Source organism: Streptomyces sp. NRRL F-5126 (assembly GCF_000721265.1).
Lineage (GTDB): Bacteria > Actinomycetota > Actinomycetes > Streptomycetales > Streptomycetaceae > Streptomyces.
In genome coordinates, this window is record NZ_JOFZ01000004.1 from 475223 (window position 1) to 493749 (window position 18527).

The window sequence follows — 18527 nt, forward strand, 5'->3', positions numbered from 1 at the left end:
GCACCGCGCCACGGCCGGGCCGCCGTGTGGACGGGCCCGTGCGGGTCGTACGCTGGCCGCCGGGGCTCCGGCGGCTGCCCCGGGCGAGGCGGACGCGGCAACGTCACACGGCAGGGAGGGGCGATGGCGGACACCGACAGCGGCCTGTTCGGCCCCGAATCGGTCACCTGGCAGCTGCACAGCGACCCGATCATGTGGATCGCCGGCATCCGCGCCCTCTACCTCCAGGCCCTGCACCCGCGCACCGTCCGCGGCGTGACGCAGAACAGCGACTTCAGGAACGACGCGTGGGGCAGGCTGCTGCGCACCGCCCGGTTCGTCTCCGCCACCAGCTACGGCACCACCACGGCTGCCGAGAAGGCCGGCGCGCGCGTGCGCTCCATCCACCGCCGCCTGAAGGCCACCGACCCGGCGACCGGCGAACGCTACGGCGTCGACGAGCCCGAACTGCTGCTGTGGGTGCACTGCGCCGAGATCGACTCCTACCTCAGGCTCGCCCGCCGCTCAGGACTGCCCGTCGACGACGCGGCCGCCGACCGGTACGTCGCGGAGCAGCGCAGCGCCGCCCGCCTCGTCGGGCTCGATCCGGCCGACGTGCCCGCCACAACGGCCGAACTCGACGCCTACCTGCATCGGATGGCGCCCGCCCTGGCGTGCGGCCCCGAGGCACGCGAGGTGGACGACTTCCTGCGCCACCCGCCCGTGCCCGCCCCGCTCGTCCCGGCGCGCGCCCTGCTGTGGAGCAGGGTCGCGGGACTCGCGTACGACGCGCTGCCGCGCTACGCCCATGCCCTGTACGGACGGCCCGCCCCCGCACCCGCCGCGGTGGACCGCAGGCTCACCGTCGCAGGCAACCTGCTGCGGCTCGTGCCGTCAACCGTGAGGTGGCAGCTGCCGCCGAAACACATCCTCAAGGCGGTGGCCAGGATCGGGCCCGCGGCCAGGCCGGACCCTTACGGCTCGGTACGCCGCGGCACGGCCATACTGGACGGGCCGGGAGGCGACCAGCGAAGCGACGGGGGCGACAGCGGGCCATGGCCGAAACCAGGCTGATCCAGGGCCGGTACCGACTGCTCGAACTGATCGGGCGCGGCGGCATGGGCGAGGTGTGGCGCTCCCGCGACGAGGCGCTCGGCAGGCTGGTCGCCGTCAAGTGCCTCAAGCCGCTGGGTCCCGAGCAGGACGCCGCCCACACCCGCGTCCTGCGGGAGCGATTCAGGCGCGAGGCCAGGGTGGCGGCACAGCTGCAGCACCGCGGCGTCACCGTCGTGCACGACTTCGGCGAGGACGACGGCGTGCTCTACCTCGTGATGGAGCTGCTCGACGGCCACGACCTCGGGCGCCTCATCGCCGACCGTGCCGGACCGCTGCCCGTCGCCGACGTACTCGACATCACCGTCCAGGTCGCCGATGCCCTGGCGTACACCCACGCCCAGGGCATCGTGCACCGCGACCTGAAGCCGGCGAACATCGTGCGGCTCACCGACGGCACCGTGAAGATCTGCGACTTCGGCATCGCGCGCCTCGGCCGCGAGGTCGGCCTCACGTCCAAGCTCACCAACGCCGGCATGGCCATGGGCACGCCGCACTACATGTCGCCCGAGCAGATCGCGGGCGGTGACGTCGACCCCCGCAGCGACCTGTACTCCCTCGGCTGCGTCCTGTACGAACTGGCCACCGGTGCGCCGCCGTTCGACCTCGGTGATGCCTGGGCCGTCATCGTGGGCCACCGCGAGACGCTGCCGAAGCCGCCCCGCGAGCACCGCCCCGAGCTGCCCGGCCGCCTCGACTCCCTCATCCTCGACCTGCTCGCCAAGGAACCGGACGACCGGCCCGCCGAGGCGGCCGAACTGCGGCGCAGGCTCGCGGCTCCGCGCACGCCCGGAGGCCGTCCTGCCGCACCCGGCGGGACGGCGCCGGCCGCCTGGACCGCCGCACCGCCCCAGCCGGCGGACGGCTGGACCGGGGAGCGCGCCTGGGTGACGCCGAGCCACGGGGCACGCGGACCCGCGCCCGCTCCCGCGCCCGACTCCGTCCCCGCGCCCGCCTCCGTCCCCGCGCCCGCCTCCGTCCCCGCGCCCGCGCCCGCCTCCGCCGCAGGAGACACGGCGCTGCCCGCGTGGACGCACGGCATGACCGCCGGCCGCCTCGCGGCGGGCACGGCCGCCGCGCGCGACCCGCGGCCCGGGCCCGTGGAGGGGCTCACCGGCCTCTGGACGAGCGCCGAGCAGCCAGGTCAGCAGCAGCCCGCCGCGCCCGGCATGCCACCCGGGCGGCCCGCCCCCGAGCCCCCCGGGCCCGCCCCCGAACCGTCCACCCCGGATCGGCCCAACGCCGAACACCTCGCCGACCTCGCCGAACGGCACGGCGCTGCCCTGCGCCTCGGGCGCCTCGGCCGCTGGGACGAGGCCGGCGAGGCGCACCGCGCCCTCGCCGCGGAACGCGCACTCCTGCTCGGCCCCGACCACCACGACACCCTCGGAAGCCGCCACGAAGCCGCCTACGCCCTCACCAGGACGGGCAGGCACGCAGAGGCACTCGCCGCTTTCGCGGAGGTCGCCGAGGGCAGGGAGCGCGTTCTCGGCCCCGACCATCCCGAGACGCTCGCCGCACGGCAGGAGACGGCGCACGTCCTCGGCAGGCTCGGCCGCCACGCCGAGGCCCACGAGGTGTACGCCTCGCTGCTCGCCTCCCGCGAGCGCACCCTCGGCCCCGACCACCCGGACACCCTGCGCTGCCGCCACAACCTGGCGTTCAGCCTGAGCAGGCTCGGCAGGACCGAGGAGTCGCTCGCCATGGCACAGCAGGTAGCGGCCGCCCGGGCGGGGAAGCTGGGCGAGAGCCACCCCGACACGCTCGTCAGCCGCTACGAGGCCGCCTACGCGCTCGGCCGGCTCGGCCGCTGGCAGGAGGCGCTCGACCGCTACGGCGAGGTCGCCGCGGCGCGCGGCCGCGTCCTCGGCGCGGATCACCGCGACACGCTCGCCGCCCGCTACGAGATCGGCATCTGCCTGGGCAGGCTGGGACGCGCTCAGGACGCCCTCGAACAGTTCCGCGCACTGGCCGCCGACCGCACGCGCCTCGGCGGCCCCGGTGACCAGGAGACGCTGCGCGCCCGCCACGGCTACGGGGTGAACCTCGGCCGCCTCGGCCGCTGGGAGGAGGCGCTCGCCGAGGCACGCGACGTCGCGGCGGTACGCGGCCGCGCCCTGGGCCCCGACCACTTCGACACCCTCGTCAGCCGCCGCGAGGTCGCCGTCGCGCTCGGCTGGCTCGGCCGCTGGGACGACGCGCTCGCCGAGTACCGCGAGGTCGCCGCCGCCCGGACGCGCGTCCTGGGCGACGCGCACCCCGACACGCTCACCGCCCTGGGGGACGAGGCGCGCTGCCTGGAGCAGTTGGGCCGCACGGCGGAGGCCGGGCGGCTGCGCGCGAGGATCGCCGCCCTGCGCGCTGGGCGCGGCCCGGCAACGGCCTGACCCGTCGGCCCGCATGTGCACGGCACGCGCACGGCACCCCTCCACGGGACCACCCCCACGGCACCGGAACGCCCGCGCCACCTTGGCCACCGAAGATCCGCGTGTTACGAAGGGCCATGCCCGCACATTCCTCGTACGACGCAGTGATCGTGGGCGGCGGCCACAACGGACTGGTCGCCGCCGCCTATCTCGCCGGGGCGGGACGCTCCGTCCTCGTCCTCGAACGCCTCGGCGCCACCGGCGGCGCCGCCGTGTCCACCCGCCCGTTCCCCGGCGTGGACGCACGGCTGTCCCGCTACTCCTACCTCGTGTCGCTGCTCCCCGAGAAGATCCGCACCGACCTGGGGCTGCGGTTCGAGGTGCGCCGCAGGCCCGTCTCGTCGTACACGCCCCACGGCGACGGCGGGCTGCTCGTGGGGGAGAGCCGCACCCGCGCCTCGTTCGCCGAGCTGACCGGGAGCGACGCGGAGTACGTGGCGTGGCAGCAGTTCTACGGCGCGACCACGCGCGTGGCCGAGCGGGTCTTCCCGACGCTCACCGAGCCGCTGCCCACACGCGACGAGCTGCGCGAGCGCATCGACGACGGGGCCGCCTGGCGCGCCCTGTTCGAGGAACCCATCGGCGTCGCGATCGAGGACCGCTTCCGCCACGACCTCGTACGGGGGGTGGTCCTCACCGACGCGCTGATCGGCACGTTCGCGGACGCGCACGACCCCTCCCTGGTGCAGAACCGCTGCTTCCTCTACCACGTCATCGGCGGCGGCACCGGAAGCTGGGACGTGCCCGTCGGCGGCATGGGCGCGCTGACCGACGCGCTGGCCGGCGCCGCGCGGGCGGCAGGCGCCGAGATCGCCACCGGTCACGAGGCGGTGCGGATCGACACCGACGGGCGCCGGGCCGAGGTGGCCTACCGCGCCGGCGACCGCGAGTCGACGGTGGGGGCCGGGCACGTCCTGGTGAATGCGTCGCCGCGGACGCTCGCCGCCCTGCTCGGCGAGCAGGAGCCGCGACCGGCGGAAGGCTCGCAGTTCAAGGTCAACATGGTGCTGACCAGGCTGCCGCGTCTCAAGGACACGTCCGTCGATCCGCGGGAGGCGTTCGCCGGCACCCTGCACATCGGCGAGGGGTACGGCGAACTGGCCGCCGCCTACCGGGAGGCGGCCGACGGCCGGCTCCCCTCGGCGCCGCCCTCCGAGATCTACTGCCACACCCTGACGGACCCCTCGATCCTCGGCCCCGGTCTCGCGGGCAAGGGGCACCACACCCTGACGCTGTTCGGGCTGCACACCCCCGCCCGGCTGTTCGCCGGCGGCGACGCGGCCAACGACGCCGCGCGCGAGCGGCTGCTCACCGCGACGCTGAGCCGCCTCGACGACGTGCTCGCCGAACCCATCGCCGGCTGCTTCGCCACGGACGCCGACGGCCGCCCCTGCGTGGAGGCCAAGACCCCGCTCGACCTGGAACGCGAACTCGGCCTGCCGGGCGGCCACATCTTCCACGGCGACCTGTCCTTCCCGTACAGGGCGGCGGACACGGGCCGCTGGGGCGTGGAGACCGCGCACCCCGCCGTCCTGCTGTGCGGGGCCGGCGCCGTGCGCGGCGGGGGAGTGAGCGGGGTGCCGGGACACAACGCGGCGATGGCCGTACTCGGCAGGTGACCGGCTCGGCCCGTCAGGTGCGTGACCGGGTCCAGCCGTCCGCGCTGACACGGGACGCGTCCGCCCTGCGCCTGTCGTCGAACGCGGTACGGGCGCCGTCGTCGACGCGCTGCCCGGCCACGTACACGCCGCGTCCCACGTACAGCGGGTCGGTCCCGTACCGCCACCTCAGCCGCACCTGCTTGCCGCGCCAGGCGGTGAGGTCCGCGGAGAGCCGGTGCCACACGCGCCCCGACCACCCGGTGGCCGAGCCCGCGGTGTGCTCCTGCGCCGGGTCGCCGCCGCCCGAAGTCGTGAACGGGACAGGGTTCCAGGTCGCACCGGCGTCCGTGGACGCCTCCAGGAAGACGAAGTCCGACCCCGGCTCGGTGTCCCACCACAGCGACGACTCGTAACGGGGGCGGGACGAGGAGAGCGCCAGGTCGGGCAGCGTCAGCGTGGCCGTCGACGCGCTCGCCATGCCCGAGAACCAGGCCGCGTGCCCGTCGGGCGGCGTGACGGCGACGGCACGCGCCATCCGGTCGCCCGTCGCGACGCGCGGTGCGCTGCCGGTGCGCCAGTTCCGCACCGGGTGCACGGAGTTGCCGAGCACGATCAGGAACGAGTCGCTCGTCGGGTCGATGACGATGCTGGTGCCGGTGAACCCGGTGTGGCCGGCCGTGCGCGGCGTGGCCATGGCGCCCATGTACCAGTGCTGGTAGAGCTCCCAGCCGAGGCCGTGTTCGTCACCCGGGAACGCGGTGTTGAAGTTGGTGAACATCAGCTTCACGGAGTCGGGCCGCAGGATCCTGGCCCTGCCGTAGGCACCGCCGTTGAGCAGGGTACGCGCGAGGACCGCGAGGTCCCAGGCGCACGAGAAGACCCCGGCGTGGCCTGCCACGCCGTCGAAGGCGTACGCGTTCTCGTCGTGCACCTCGCCCCAGACGAGGCCACGGGTGAGCGCCGACCACGGCGGCCGCTCGTCCTCGGTCGCGGCGATCCTCGGCTTCCAGGAGGCGGGCGGGTTGTAGCGCGTGCGGGTCATGCCGAGGGGTGTCGTGATCCTCGTGCGCACCAGCGCGTCCAGCGGCCTGCCGTTGATCTTCTCCAGCACAAGCTGCAGCGAGATCATGTTGAGGTCCGAGTAGAGGTAGACCGTGCCGGGCGGATTGACGGGCGCCTCGTCCATGAGCAGCCGCAGCCTCGCGGCCCGGTCCGGCTCGTCGTAGAACGGCAGGTCGGCCTGGAGGCCCGAGGTGTGCGTGAGCAGCATCCGGACGGTGATGTCCTGCTTGCCGCCGCCCGCGTACTCGGGCAGGTAGTGCGCGACGGCCGACTCGATGTCGAGGCGGCCGCGCTCGACCTCCTGGACCGCGAGGATCGAGGTGAACAGCTTGGACAGCGACGCCAGGTCGTAGACGGTGTCACGGGCGGCGTCGATCTGCTGCTGGGGCGGGAACTCGATGCCGGTGTCGGTCTTGTCGTCGTAGCCGCTGTAGCGCACGGCCTTGCCGATGGGGTGGTGCAGCGCGACGGTGCCACCGCGCCCGGCGAGCAGCACCGCGCCCGCGTAGTACGGGTGGGTGGGGGAGGGACCGAGATAGCGCTCCGCGGCCGTGACCAGCTCGTCGAGTTGGTCGCCGAGCAGGCCGGCCGCGCGTGCGGAACCGTGCCGCAGCGTGGTGGTGCGCTGCCGCCCGTGCCCGGTAGGCGCGGCGGCTGCCGTACCGGCGAACGGCAGCGGGCCCACGGCGAGGGCGCCGCCCAACGCCAGTGCGGCGCCCGCGAACTGGCGGCGGCTCACCGATCTCCCCGCGATGACATGGTCCTCCGACATCCAAGCCCTCCCTGAAAGTATCTTTCGGGACTGCGCAAACAGCTGAAACTTTCTTGCGGCAGGGCGCGGCTGTCAACCCTCGCACCGCGAGTCCCCGTGTCTTGTGACACGGAGTCGGGTACGCGTACTCATGCGCGGCGCGGGCCACCCCGTTCTCGCGAGGGCGGCGCGGGGCGACCCTGTCGGCTGTCCCGGGTGGCCGGCTGTCGGCGCCGTGCGCGCCGGTGGGAGTGACCTCCAGCCGCAGCGTCAGGAGGCTTCGCTCAGGGCAGGGTCCGTGCGCCAGGCGAGGGCGAGTTCGGACAGCGGTACGCCGAGCGCCTCGCTGAGCCTGACGATGGTGCCGAACGCGGGCGTGGGCAGCCTGCCCGTCTCGATCTTGCGCAGGGTCTCGGGCGAGATCTCCGCCGCCAGGGCGATCTCGACGGGGCTGCGTCCGGCCCGGGCGGAGCGCAAGGCCGCCCCGAGGCGCCGGCCCGCCTCGATCTGTTCTGGGGCGAGCGGGTGGCGAACCATGGGCACATGGTAAAGCCGCCGGTTTTCGGCGGCAACCACCTCGCCCTCTGGTATAAATATACCTCTCTGGCACTCCGGGAAGTCGAGGATCACGGTGATCGAGCACAAGTCCCCCAAGGACATCCAACGCATGCATGTCACCGGACGGTTCGTCGGCGAGGTGCTGGCCGAGCTGGGCGGCCTCGCCGCTGTGGGCGTCGACCTCATGGATCTGGAGCACCACGCCCGCCGCCGGATCAAGGAGCGCGGCGCGGAGTCCTGCTACTGGGACTACGCGCCGTCGTTCGGCAGGGGGCCGTTCCGCAACGTCGTGTGCCTCTCGGTCAACGACGCCGTGCTGCACGGCCTGCCGCACAGCTACAAGCTGCGCGACGGGGACCTGCTGTCCATGGACATGGCCGTGGCCATCGACGGCTGGGCCGCGGACTCGGCCCACTCCGTCGTCGTCGGCACCCCGGCCCGCGAGGACCTGCGGCTCATCGAGGCCACCGAGGTCGCCCTGGAAGCCGCGATCGAGGTGGCCCTGCCGGGCAACAGGCTCGGGGACATCTCGGCAGCCATCGGCGCGGTCGCCGCCCGGTACGGCTACCCGGTCAACCTGGAGTTCGGCGGCCACGGCATCGGCCGCACGATGCACGAGGACCTGCACATCCCCAACGACGGACGCCCAGGTCGCGGCTGGAAGCTGCGCCCCGGGCTGACCATCGCGATCGAGCCCTGGTTCGCCGCGGGAACGGACAAGATCGTCTTCGATCCGGACGGCTGGACGATCCGCTCGGCGGACGGTTCGCGCACCGCCCACTCCGAGCACACCGTCGCCATCACCGAGACCGGCCCGCTCGTGCTCACCCGGCGCCCGTAGGGCCCCACCGCCGACGGGCGCGAAGGGCCGGGCTCTGGCAGCGTGTCGACCATGACGACGCGTTCCGTGCTGCGCCCCCTGCTGTCCCGGTGGACCGTGGCCGTGCCGCTCGTCGCCGTGGTCGCACTCGTCCTGAGCTGGGGCAGGAAAGGCATCCCCGGGTTCGCCGTCGCCCTGATCGCACTGTGCCTCGCGGGTGCGGTACTCGCCGCCGTCCACCACGCCGAGGTGGTGGCACACCGGGTCGGCGAACCGTTCGGGTCACTCGTCCTGGCCGTGGCCGTCACCCTCATCGAGGTGGCCCTCATCGTCACCCTGATGATCGACGGCGGCTCGGAGAGCCACTCGCTCGCCCGCGACACCGTCTTCGCCGCCGTCATGATCACCTGCAATGGCATCGCGGGCGCCTGCCTGCTGCTCGGCGCCCTGCGGCGGCGGGTCGCCGTGTTCAACGCGGAAGGGGCCGGTGCGGCGCTGGCAACCGTCGGCACACTCGCCACGCTCGGACTCGTCCTGCCCAGGTTCACCACCAGCACGCCCGGGCCGCGCTACTCCGGCACACAGCTGGCCTTCGCCGCATTCACCTCGCTCGCCGTGTACGGCCTGTTCGTCACCGTGCAGACCGTGCGCCACCGCGAGTACTTCCTGCCGGTGACCGACGAGGGCAGGCCCGACGGGAGCGCGGGCGACGAGCACGGCGCGCCACCCACGGGACGCACCGCGCTGGTGAGCCTCGGCCTGCTGCTCGTGGCGCTCGTGGCCGTCGTCGGGGACGCCAAGGCCGTGTCGCCGACCATCGAGTCGGGTGTCTCGTCGGCCGGGCTGCCGCAGGCGGTCGTCGGCGTGGTCATCGCGCTGCTCGTCCTGCTGCCCGAGACGCTGGCGGCCGTGCGGGCCGCACGCCGCGACCACGTCCAGACCAGCCTCAACCTCGCGTACGGCTCGGCCATCGCCTCCATCGGGCTGACGATCCCGGCCATCGCGCTCGCCACCGTGTGGATCAAGGGCCCGCTCGTGCTCGGGCTCGGCGCCACCCACATGGTGCTGCTCGCGCTGACGCTGGTGGTGGGCGCCTTCACCGTGCTGCCCGGCCGCGCCACCATGCTCCAGGGCGGCGTGCACCTCGTGCTGTGCGCGGCATTCGTCTTCCTCGCGATCAGCCCGTAGCGCGGCCGGTCCGGCGGGTGTCAGCCGCGCGCCGCCTCCTGCCGCAGGTCCACGATGCGCCGGATCTTGCCCACGGAACGCTCCAGCGTCTCCGGGTCCACCACCTCGACGGCGACGGAGACCCCCACGCCCTCCTTGACCGCCGCCGCGATCGCGACCGCCGCCTCCTCCCGCTGCTCCGGCGTGGCGTCCGCCCGCGCCTCGGCCCGTACCGTCAGCGCGTCCAGCCTGCCCTCGCGCGTCAACCGCAACTGGAAGTGCGGTGCGACGGCCGGCGTACGCAGCACGATCTCCTCGATCTGGGTCGGGAAGAGGTTCACCCCGCGCAGGATGACCATGTCGTCGGAGCGGCCCGTCACCTTGGCCATGCGGCGGAACACCCTCGCGTCACCCGGCAGCAGGCGGGTGAGGTCACGCGTCCGGTAGCGGACGACCGGCATGGCCTGTCTCGTCAGAGACGTCAGGACGAGTTCTCCCTCCTCGCCCTCGGGCAGCACTTCCCCGGTGAAGGGGTCGACGACCTCGGGGTAGAAGTGGTCCTCCCAGACGGTCAGCGCCCCCTTGGCCTCCACGCACTCCTGTGCGACACCCGGGCCCATCACCTCGCTGAGGCCGTAGATGTCCACGGCGTCGAGCCCGCAGCGCTCCTCGATCTCCCGCCGCATCGCCTCCGTCCACGGCTCGGCACCGAAGATGCCCACCTTCAGGGACGTGGACCGCGGGTCCACACCCTGCCGCTCGAACTCGTCGAGGAGCGTCAGCATGTAGGAAGGCGTCACCATGATGACCTCGGGACGGAAGTCCGTGATCAGCCGCACCTGCCTGGCCGTCATGCCACCGGACGCGGGAATGACGGTGCAGCCCAGCCGCTCGGCGCCGTAGTGCGCGCCGAGACCGCCCGTGAACAGGCCGTACCCGTACGCGACGTGCACCTTGTGCCCGGGCCTCCCGCCGGCCGCGCGGATCGAGCGCGCCATCACGTCCGCCCAGGTGTCCAGGTCGCGCGCGGTGTACCCGACGACCGTCGGCAGACCCGTCGTCCCACTGGACGCGTGGATGCGGCGCACCTCGGACTCCTCGACGGCGAACATGCCGAACGGGTAGTTGTCCCTGAGGTCGGCCTTCGCGGTGAAGGGGAAGCGCGCCAGATCGGCCAGGCTCTCGCAGTCCTCGGGACGCAGGCCCGCCGAGTCGAACGCGCGACGGTAGAAGGCGACGTTGTCGTAGACGTGCCGCAGGGTCGCACGCAGCCGTTGCAGCTGGAGCTCTTCGAGCTCCACGCGGGTCAGCCGCTCCCCGGAGTCGAGCAGAGGTGCCATCCGACGCTCCCTTCCGTCGACCGATCATTCGGTTGAGCGGCCGTGGGACACGTTATCCAGCGACTGCGGCGCCCCGTCAACAGTTCGGCGGGGTGCGAGCATCGCACCATGACGCCGGAAGCGATCCACGACACGGACCCGCCGGGCGCCCCCGCGCCCCTGACCGTACGGGCGAACGGGCTCCGCCTCGCCTACCGGATCCGGGGCGCCCAGCACGGCACCCCGCCGGTCGTCCTCGTGCACGGCCGCACCGCCGACAGCCTCGACTGGGCCACCGTCGCTGCCGCCCTCGCGAACCACCGCCGCGTCCTCGCACTCGACCTCAGCGGCCACGGCCGCAGTGACTGGCCCGGCCGGTACTCGCTGCCCGGCTTCCGCGATGACCTCGGCGGCTTCCTCACCGCGCTCCAGCTCACCGGCGCCGACATCGTCGCCCACTCGATGGGCGGGTTCGCCGCAGCGCTGCTTGCCCAGGACGCACCGGGCCTCGTCGGCCGCCTCGTGCTCGAGGAGAGCCCACCGCTGTTGCCGCTCGACCCGCCGCGCCCGCCCGCGGAGCGTCCTGCGGGGCCGCTCGGGTTCGACTGGGCCGTCGTGCCCGCCGTGGACCGGGCACTGAACGCGCCCGACCCCGCCTGGTACGAAGGACTCGCCCGCATCGCGGCACCCACGCTCATCGTCGCCGGCGGCCCGTCGAGCCCGTTCCCGCAGCAGGGCTGCGCCCGGCAGGCCGAGCGCATCCCGGGCGCCCGGCTCGTCACCATCGACGCCGGCCACCTCGTGCACGCGCGGGAACCACGCGCATTCCTCGACGCGCTCGCCGCGTTCGGTGTCTGAAGCGTCCCGACGCCCCTCCCGCGCCCGTGCGTTTCCCGGCCCGCCGAGGCGGCTCCTGACGGGCCCGGCGACGGCCGCCCCGGCTCCTGCGCAGGCGGCAGGACCCGTACGATGGGGGGATGTCCTTCCTCCGCCGCCGCAGCGCAGCCACGCCCGCCGGCCCCGACTTCGACGTCCTGGCCATGGACCCCGGCGACTGGCCGGGCAACCTCGGCGCCGGACTGCTTCCCGCGCCGGACGGAACCTGCCAGGGCGTGTTCCTGAGGTACGACCTGTTCGGCGGCCGCGGGCCCGCGATGATCATCGGGAACCTTCCCGAGGGATCCCCGGCTCGTGAGCTCTCGGAGGGCCAGGTCCCCTTCGAGGTCGCCCAGCTGCTGCTCGCGCTGGAGAACGACGAGCCGGTGGAGGTCGTGGGCGCGGAGGACTCCCCGGTGATGCAGGGGGACAACCTGCTGATCGTGCGCCGCCTCAAGCTGTCGGAGGACCGCGTCTCCTGCGTGCAGTTCGACCGCAGCGACAACGTCCTCGTCACCATCGCGAGCTGGGACCGCCCGATCACGGACGACCTCTACGCGCTGCTCAAGCCGCTGCCCGCAGAGCTGTTCCAGCAGGGCTGAACCGCTCGTCCCGGTCCGTCCGGTACCCGCCGTCCTGCGGGACGCGGCGGCTGACCGCACAATGGGAGGCACGCCGGAGACTCTGCCGAGCGGTGGGCCCTGTCGAGCGGAGGGACAGCATGGACGGCGACGCACTGACCCCGGACGCATTGCGGGAACTGCGCGCTCCGCGCTCCTACCCCGCCGTGTCGCTCACGATGCCGACACACCGCCGCGATCCGCGCAGTGAGCAGGACGGCGTGCGCCTGCGCAACCTCCTCGCCCAGGGCGTGCGCAGGCTGGAGGCCGACTCCGACGTGTCGCGCACGGCACGCGGCGCCGTCAGGCAGCAGCTCGACCGGGCCGTCGCGGAGGTCGACACGCGAAGGTCGCTCGACGGACTGCTGATCCTCGCGGACAGCGGCGAGCACAGCGTCTGGTACCTGCCGCGTACCGTCCCCGAGGCCGTCGTCCTCAGCGACACCTACCTGACGCGCAACCTCGTCGCCGCCACCGCGCAGTCCCACCCGTACTGGGTCCTCGGTGTCTCCGCCGACCGCGCCACCCTGTGGAGCGGCGGAGGAGAGAGCCTGCACGAGCACACCGGCGACGGGTTCCCGATGACCCCGCCGCCGTCGGAATGGGACGTCGAACGCGAGGAACGCGTCGGCGACACCCCGAGCACCTTCCGCGACGAGGAGACGCGCCGCTTCCTCAGGTCGGTCGACTCGGCCGTGGCCACCGTGCTCGCCCGCCGTCCGCGCCCGCTGTACGTGGTGGGCCTCGCCCCCGCGCTCGCCCTGCTTGAGCAGGCGGGCGACGCGGCCACGCGCCAGGCCGCCGGCCGCCTCGTCAAAGGCGGCTTCACCGAAGGCCCCGCCCCCGTGCTGCTGCGGGAACTGCGACCGCTGCTCGACCAGCACGCGCGCCGCGAGCGCACCGAGGTGCTCGCCAGGCTGGACGCGGCGAAGAGCCGCCGTGCCTTCGCCGCGGGCCTGGACGAGGTATGGGAGTCCGTGCGCGAGAAGCGCGTCGAACTCGTCGCCCTGGAAGAGCACTTCAACGTCACGGTGCGCGTGGACGACGGGCACCTGCTGCCCGTCGAGGACGCGGCCGTGGCATGGCCGGACGTGCGCGACGACCTCGTCGACGAACTCGTCGAGGCCGCGCTCGACAGCGGCGCCGAGGTGGTCTTCCTGCCGGACGGCAGCCTTGCGGAGCGCGGCCGCATCGCCGCCGTCCTGCGCTACTGACACACCGTCATCAGCGGCGGCCTCACCGGGTGCCGACCGCGGCGCGCACGGCGCGCCGCGCCAGCGCGCAGTCGTCGTGCAGCCGCCGCAGCAGCAGCCGCTGCTCCTCGCCCGGTGCGAGGCCGCTCTGGGTCTGCGCCACCTGGCCGCCCACCGCGGGGGCCTCCCGCAGCGTGCGCTGCACGGCCGTCTCGTACATCCTGATCTCGCGCGTCAGCACCAGCATCAGGTTGACGAGGAAGGCGTCGCGTGCGGCAGGCCCGCCCGCTTGCGCCAGCTTGCTGACCTCGCGGCGCGCGGAGGGATCGTCGCCGAGGACCGCCCACAGCGTCGCCAGGTCGTAGCCCGGCAGGTACCAGCCCGCGTGCTCCCAGTCGACCAGTACCGGGCCGGTCGGCGCGATCAGCACGTTGGACAGCAGCGCGTCGCCATGGCAGAACTGGCGGGCGCCGTGCCGCTGCGCGGCGATGCCGTGCAGCAGCTTCTGCAGGTCGCCGAGGTCGCGGTCGGTGAAGAGGCCCAGCTCGTGATAGCGCGAGACCCGCGACGCGTAGTCGAGCGGTGCCTCGAACAGCCCGGCCGGAGGCTGCCAGGTGTTGAGCCCCGCGATCGCGCTCAGTACCGCGCGGACGTCCGTGCGCGGCGGTGCCTGCAGCGGGTGGCGCGCGAGCGCCGCCGGCCGGCCGGGGATCCGTTCCAGGACGAGCGCGCCGCCCGCAGGATCGGCCGCGACCAGGCGCGGGACGCGCACTGGCGGGCGGTTCCTGACGAACGCGCGGTACGACGCTATTTCGTGCCTGAACCGTTCGACCCACACCGGGGACTGGTCGAGCAGGCACTTGGCCACCACCGTGGCACGGCCGGCCGACCCGACGAGCAGCACGGAACGGCCGCTGCGCCGCAGCACCTGCGCCGGGTGGAAGTCGGGGCAGATGCGGTGCACCGACGCGACCGCCATCCGCAGCTGGGCGCCCTGCGGGCCCGACAGGTCCAGCCTGCCGCTGACCCGGGGCGTGCCCGCGCCTGCCTGGCGCCGTACCCGGCCTGCCTGTCCGGGAGCGGCGTACGGTCCGCCCCCGGGGATGACCGAGCGCTGCGACCCGGACGGGGCGGACACGGAGGACGATGCTGTGTACATGGGGGGACAGATCCCTTCGTGTGCCGACACGTTGCGTGCGCCGCCACCCCGGTGCCCATCCGCACCCTGGGGAGTACGGCCGGCCGCCGGGGCGGGATGGCGCACTCCTACCCGACACCCGGCCACCGGTGGCACACCATCTGGCGCACCCTGGCGAACCCTGGCGAATAGTCGCGACGCACCTGCCGGCGGGCTACTGTCAAGTCAGCCGAGAACCTGGGGGCTTGATTGTGAGTGGAGAACCCAACACCCGTCTGTCCGACCTGTTCGGCCTGGCCGGCTGGTCGAAGGGCGAGCTCGCGAGGCTGGTGAACAGGCAGGCGGCGGCCATGGGCCACCCCCAACTGTCCACCGACACCTCGCGGGTGCGGCGGTGGATCGACATGGGGGAGACCCCGAGGGATCCCGTGCCGCGGGTGCTCGCGGCTCTGTTCACCGAGCGGCTCGGTCGTGTCGTGACCATCGAGGACCTCGGTTTCGTACGCACGGGGCGCGCGAGGAAACGGCGGGACGCCGGGACGACGGAAGACAACCCCGGCGGCCTGCCCTGGGCGCCCGAGCAGACGGCTGCGGTCCTCACCGAATTCACGGGAATGGACCTCATGCTCAACCGACGCGGCTTGGTGGGCGCGGGCGCCGCGCTCACCGCAGGCTCCGCACTCACCAGCTCCATGCACGACTGGCTGCACGCCGACCCCGTACTCGGCGCGGACGCCCCCGCGACCGCCGAGCCGCTGCGCGCCGACCCGGCGGGCTTCGACCGCTACGAGGCGGCCCCCGTCGGGTCGCAGGAGATCGACGCACTGGAGCGTTCCGTCGAGGTGTTCCGCGCCTGGGACGCCGCCAGGGGCGGTGGACTCCAGCGCAAGGCCGTGGTGGGCCAGCTGAACGAGGTGGGCGGCATGCTCGCCTACCGCCACCCCGACTCCATCCAGCGCCGCCTGTGGGGCGTCGCCGCCAACCTCGCGGTACTCGCCGGGTGGATGTCGCACGATGTCGGCCTCGAACCGACCGCGCAGAAGTACTTCGTCATCGCCACCCACGCGGCGCGCGAGGGCGGCGACCGCCCGAGGGCCGGCGAGGCCCTGTCCAGGGCCGCCCGTCAGATGGTCCATCTCGGCCGGCCCGACGACGCGCTCGACCTGATGAAGCTCGCCTCCTCGGGCTCGGGCGAACAGGCCCTGCCCAGGACGCGCGCGATGCTGCGCACCATCGAGGCCTGGGCCGAGGCGGCCATGGGTGACGGGAAGGCGATGCGGCGCACGCTCGGCGAGGCCGAGGAGCTGTTCGTCTCCGACCGGGACGGCGACGAGCCGCCGAGCTGGATGGAGTTGTTCGACGAGGCCGACCTGCACGGCATGGAGGCCCTGGCGTACCGCACGCTCGCCGACCACGATTCCGAGGCGGCGGGTACGGCGAGGAAGCACGCGAAGAAGGCGCTCGACCTGCGCGCGCAGGGCCGCAAGAGGTCCACGATCTTCGACTACCTGTCGATGGCGTCGGCCTGCTTCATCGCCGACGACCCCGAGGAGGCCGACCGGTACGCGCGCCTGGCGCTGGTGTCGATGGGGGAGACCTCGTCGCACCGCACCTGGGACCGGCTGCGTGAGATGTACCGCCTCACCGGCAGGTACGCGGGGAGCGCCGAGGTCGACGACCTGCGCGACGACATGGCGCAGGCACTCGCGAAGGCGCCGTCCCGCTCCCGCGGCGTACGCGCGTAGCAGTGCGGGCCGCGGGCGCCTACGCCGCCCTGGCCACCAGGAGACACGCGTCGTCCGTGTGCGGCGTGGAGTCGAACGCGGCCGCGACGACGGCCGCGCACTCGCGCGCGGACGGTGCGGCCGTGAGCCGTGCGGCGAGCGCTCGCAGGCGTGCGGGGGCGTCGGCGGCGAGCGCCTCCGTGTGCAGCACGAGCACGTCGCCCGGCAGGAGCCGGACCCCGGACTGCCCGTACGGGGCGCCGGGGGCCGCGCCGAGCGGTGTGCCGTCCGGCGGCGTCAGGGCGCGCGCCGTGGAGTCGCGGACGAGCAGCGGCGCGGGACCGCCGGTCCCCGCCCAGGTGAACGCCCTGGCCGGCGGGTGGTAGCGGGAGCACACCACGCTGCCGAGCGCCGGCTGGTCCTGGGCGTCGCCGAGGTGGCCGAGATGCCCGAGGAGCGGTCCCGGCCCGACCCCCGCCACAGCCATGCCGCGCAGCGCACCGCGGACCATCGAGAGGGACGAGGCGGCCGAAGCGCCGTACCCGATGAGGTCGCCGACGGCGAGCAGCATGTCGCCGTCGGGGAGCGCGAACACGTCGTGCCAGCCGCCGCCGAGCAGCGGCCCGCCCCCGCCCTGCGGGCAGTACGCCGAGACATCCAGCGCCGCGTGCGGCGCGTACTCCCGGTGGAGCTGTTGCGCCGTCATGCCGAGCGCCGGCCGTCTCGCCGCTGCGGGCTGCTCGGTGTCCCCGGGCTTCGCGGACGCGCCGTCCCGGACGATCGAGTCGCGGGTCGCCCTGACCGTGCGTTCGCCGCGGCGCAGGTCGCTGACATCGCGTAGGACGGCCCACATGGACGCCGTGCGGCCCGACCCGTCGAGGACGGGCTCGCCCATCATGTGCACCGTGCGTACCTGGCCGTCCCCGTGGACCACGCGGAACTCGCCGTCGATCGGGCTGCCGTCGATCAGGCACCCCGTCACCATGGCGGTGAGCAGCGCCCGGTCCTCCGCGAACACCAGGGACGGCAGCTCGTCCAGGGACAGCGCGCCGCTGGAGCGCGGCCGGCCGAGTATGCCGAACAGCTCGTCGGACCAGCTGACCTCGTCGGTGGTCAGGTCCCACTCGGCGCTGCCGACCCGGCCGGTCAGCGTCCCCGACGTGGTGGCGCCCGCGCCGGCGGGCGGTCCTTCGCCCGCCGCGCCGCCGGGCCGCCCCGCCCTGAGCTGGTCCAAGTGGGCCCCGAGATCGTCCAGTTGGTGCACCGCGAGATCGCACAGGGCGCGCTGCCAGCGCCAGAGCGCGTCGTCCTCGTCCAGCGCCGTGTCCTGGCGTACCGCGTCGACCTCGCCGCGCAGCAGGCGCGTCTGCGTGATGAGCGCGTCCACCGTGTCCCGGCCCGGCGGCGGGGTGGAATGCTCCGCGAAGAGGGGGGACGGCATCTCGTTCTCCGATACGGGCGCGCTCGTGCGCCTCTGGCTGACGGGACCGTACCGACTCTGACACACGCGCCTGTGACGCGTAAGCCGTTTGGCGACACTCGGCATACGGGTGCTTGCAGCATATGCCAGAGGCGTCTGCGGATCCCTCGACGTCACTGATTCCGCTGCCGCTCAAGGGCCGCTTTGAGGTTGCGCAGCGTCGTGGCGATGTTGCGGGCCTGGAAGGCGGCGAACGTGTGCCCGCGTGTGGCGATCCGGTCGAAGGCGTTCGCGACCGGATCGGGCCAGCGCGTGCGGTCGTCCGTCCACGTCTCGGTGACGCGCGTGCCCCCGGGCACCGCCTCGAAGCGGTACTCCCATGTGGCGATGGGGCCGCGCAGCCGGGGGGTGCGCAGGCCGATCGCGCGCACCGCGAACACGAACCGTTCGCCCGGCTCCGCGGCCACGACGGTGCAGCGGGTCGTCCAGCTGAAGACGCCCCGCCGATTGCGCCCGTCGAACACCATCCCGGCCTCGGCCGCCCGTTGTCCGCCGCGCACCCGGGCGCCCAGGTTCTCCGGGCTCCACTCGCCCATCCGCCAGACGCTGCTGACCTGCTCGTAGACGGCCAGCGGCGCGCGGGCCACGACGACGCTGTCCGAGACGGTGAGGGTGCGTGGCATGAGGGCTCCGATCGTTCCTACTGGCGAGTAACGCTTCGGGCCGACGGTACGCGGACGGCACCTTCCCCGTACAGGCC

General features: G+C 73.8%; 15 protein-coding genes. 9 read left to right on the top strand and 6 right to left on the bottom strand.

The window, feature by feature from the left end; all coding sequences use genetic code 11:
- The first annotated feature begins 123 nt into the window (after positions 1-123).
- The 3 genes from IH48_RS0110615 to IH48_RS0110625 all read left to right on the top strand — a co-directional run bounded on the left by IH48_RS0110615 (position 124) and on the right by IH48_RS0110625 (position 5137).
- On the top strand, positions 124-1053 hold the full coding sequence (locus tag IH48_RS0110615) for an oxygenase MpaB family protein (RefSeq protein WP_037841461.1): 930 nt from the start codon (positions 124-126) through the stop codon (positions 1051-1053).
- Positions 1035-3479 carry a serine/threonine-protein kinase gene (locus IH48_RS0110620; protein ID WP_030902206.1) on the top strand — a complete coding sequence of 815 codons (2445 nt, stop codon included), beginning with the start codon at positions 1035-1037 and terminating at the stop codon, positions 3477-3479. The genes IH48_RS0110615 and IH48_RS0110620 overlap by 19 nt, the downstream gene beginning before the upstream one ends.
- Positions 3480-3595: 116 nt before the next feature.
- Positions 3596-5137, top strand: coding sequence for a phytoene desaturase family protein (locus IH48_RS0110625; RefSeq protein WP_030902208.1), 1542 nt, complete (start codon positions 3596-3598; stop codon positions 5135-5137).
- 13 nt (positions 5138-5150) lie between these two features.
- On the opposite strand, the gene IH48_RS0110630 is transcribed toward IH48_RS0110625, so the two are convergent.
- Together IH48_RS0110630 and IH48_RS0110635 are read right to left on the bottom strand one after the other, a co-directional pair.
- Positions 5151-6953, bottom strand: a complete 1803-nt coding sequence (locus tag IH48_RS0110630) for a serine hydrolase domain-containing protein (protein ID WP_030902210.1) — start codon at positions 6951-6953, stop codon at positions 5151-5153.
- Positions 6954-7202: 249 nt separating this feature from the next.
- Positions 7203-7469: a helix-turn-helix domain-containing protein gene (locus IH48_RS0110635; protein ID WP_030902214.1), complete on the bottom strand. Its 267-nt coding sequence runs from the start codon at positions 7467-7469 to the stop codon at positions 7203-7205.
- Positions 7470-7563: 94 nt separating this feature from the next.
- On the opposite strand from IH48_RS0110635, the gene map reads away from it, so the two are divergent.
- Together map and IH48_RS0110645 are read left to right on the top strand one after the other, a co-directional pair.
- Complete coding sequence (gene map, locus IH48_RS0110640; protein ID WP_030902215.1) at positions 7564-8331, top strand: type I methionyl aminopeptidase; 768 nt, start codon at positions 7564-7566, stop codon at positions 8329-8331.
- A gap of 51 nt (positions 8332-8382) precedes the next feature.
- Positions 8383-9498, top strand: a complete 1116-nt coding sequence (locus IH48_RS0110645) for a calcium:proton antiporter (protein WP_030902217.1) — start codon at positions 8383-8385, stop codon at positions 9496-9498.
- A gap of 20 nt (positions 9499-9518) precedes the next feature.
- Here the strand turns inward: IH48_RS0110645 and paaK are convergent, their stop codons facing one another.
- Positions 9519-10817: a phenylacetate--CoA ligase PaaK gene (paaK, locus tag IH48_RS0110650; RefSeq protein ID WP_030902220.1), complete on the bottom strand. Its 1299-nt coding sequence runs from the start codon at positions 10815-10817 to the stop codon at positions 9519-9521.
- 108 nt (positions 10818-10925) lie between these two features.
- On the opposite strand from paaK, the gene IH48_RS0110655 reads away from it, so the two are divergent.
- The 3 genes from IH48_RS0110655 (at position 10926) to IH48_RS0110665 (ending at position 13506) form a co-directional block, all read left to right on the top strand.
- Entirely contained in the window at positions 10926-11654 is a 729-nt protein-coding gene (locus tag IH48_RS0110655) for an alpha/beta fold hydrolase (RefSeq protein ID WP_051839518.1), read from the top strand.
- 119 nt (positions 11655-11773) lie between these two features.
- Positions 11774-12274 carry a hypothetical protein gene (locus IH48_RS0110660; RefSeq protein WP_030902223.1) on the top strand — a complete coding sequence of 167 codons (501 nt, stop codon included), beginning with the start codon at positions 11774-11776 and terminating at the stop codon, positions 12272-12274.
- 119 nt (positions 12275-12393) lie between these two features.
- Positions 12394-13506 (top strand): hypothetical protein, encoded by a 1113-nt coding sequence (locus tag IH48_RS0110665; protein WP_030902225.1) that lies wholly within the window; start codon positions 12394-12396, stop codon positions 13504-13506.
- A gap of 22 nt (positions 13507-13528) precedes the next feature.
- On the opposite strand, the gene IH48_RS0110670 is transcribed toward IH48_RS0110665, so the two are convergent.
- On the bottom strand, positions 13529-14644 hold the full coding sequence (locus IH48_RS0110670) for an aminoglycoside phosphotransferase family protein (protein WP_030902227.1): 1116 nt from the start codon (positions 14642-14644) through the stop codon (positions 13529-13531).
- A gap of 230 nt (positions 14645-14874) precedes the next feature.
- Between IH48_RS0110670 and IH48_RS0110675 the strand changes: the two genes are divergently transcribed.
- Positions 14875-16368 carry a hypothetical protein gene (locus IH48_RS0110675; protein ID WP_030902228.1) on the top strand — a complete coding sequence of 498 codons (1494 nt, stop codon included), beginning with the start codon at positions 14875-14877 and terminating at the stop codon, positions 16366-16368.
- 19 nt (positions 16369-16387) lie between these two features.
- On the opposite strand, the gene IH48_RS0110680 is transcribed toward IH48_RS0110675, so the two are convergent.
- A complete protein-coding gene (locus IH48_RS0110680; RefSeq protein WP_030902230.1) occupies positions 16388-17788 on the bottom strand; it encodes a SpoIIE family protein phosphatase in 1401 nt (466 codons plus the stop codon).
- A 152-nt stretch (positions 17789-17940) separates the two neighbouring features.
- A complete protein-coding gene (locus IH48_RS0110685) occupies positions 17941-18450 on the bottom strand; it encodes an SRPBCC family protein (RefSeq protein ID WP_030902232.1) in 510 nt (169 codons plus the stop codon).
- Positions 18451-18527: the final 77 nt, after the last annotated feature.

Coding starts and splice junctions, on each gene's coding strand:
- IH48_RS0110630 (WP_030902210.1), bottom strand. CDS start 6,953: ATGTCGGAGGACCATGTCATCGCGGGGAGATCGGTGAGCCGCCGCCAG.
- IH48_RS0110665 (WP_030902225.1), top strand. CDS start 12,394: ATGGACGGCGACGCACTGACCCCGGACGCATTGCGGGAACTGCGCGCT.
- paaK (WP_030902220.1), bottom strand. CDS start 10,817: ATGGCACCTCTGCTCGACTCCGGGGAGCGGCTGACCCGCGTGGAGCTC.
- IH48_RS0110670 (WP_030902227.1), bottom strand. CDS start 14,644: ATGTACACAGCATCGTCCTCCGTGTCCGCCCCGTCCGGGTCGCAGCGC.
- IH48_RS0110680 (WP_030902230.1), bottom strand. CDS start 17,788: ATGCCGTCCCCCCTCTTCGCGGAGCATTCCACCCCGCCGCCGGGCCGG.
- IH48_RS0110635 (WP_030902214.1), bottom strand. CDS start 7,469: ATGGTTCGCCACCCGCTCGCCCCAGAACAGATCGAGGCGGGCCGGCGC.
- IH48_RS0110685 (WP_030902232.1), bottom strand. CDS start 18,450: ATGCCACGCACCCTCACCGTCTCGGACAGCGTCGTCGTGGCCCGCGCG.
- IH48_RS0110625 (WP_030902208.1), top strand. CDS start 3,596: ATGCCCGCACATTCCTCGTACGACGCAGTGATCGTGGGCGGCGGCCAC.
- IH48_RS0110660 (WP_030902223.1), top strand. CDS start 11,774: ATGTCCTTCCTCCGCCGCCGCAGCGCAGCCACGCCCGCCGGCCCCGAC.
- IH48_RS0110655 (WP_051839518.1), top strand. CDS start 10,926: ATGACGCCGGAAGCGATCCACGACACGGACCCGCCGGGCGCCCCCGCG.
- IH48_RS0110620 (WP_030902206.1), top strand. CDS start 1,035: ATGGCCGAAACCAGGCTGATCCAGGGCCGGTACCGACTGCTCGAACTG.
- IH48_RS0110615 (WP_037841461.1), top strand. CDS start 124: ATGGCGGACACCGACAGCGGCCTGTTCGGCCCCGAATCGGTCACCTGG.
- IH48_RS0110645 (WP_030902217.1), top strand. CDS start 8,383: ATGACGACGCGTTCCGTGCTGCGCCCCCTGCTGTCCCGGTGGACCGTG.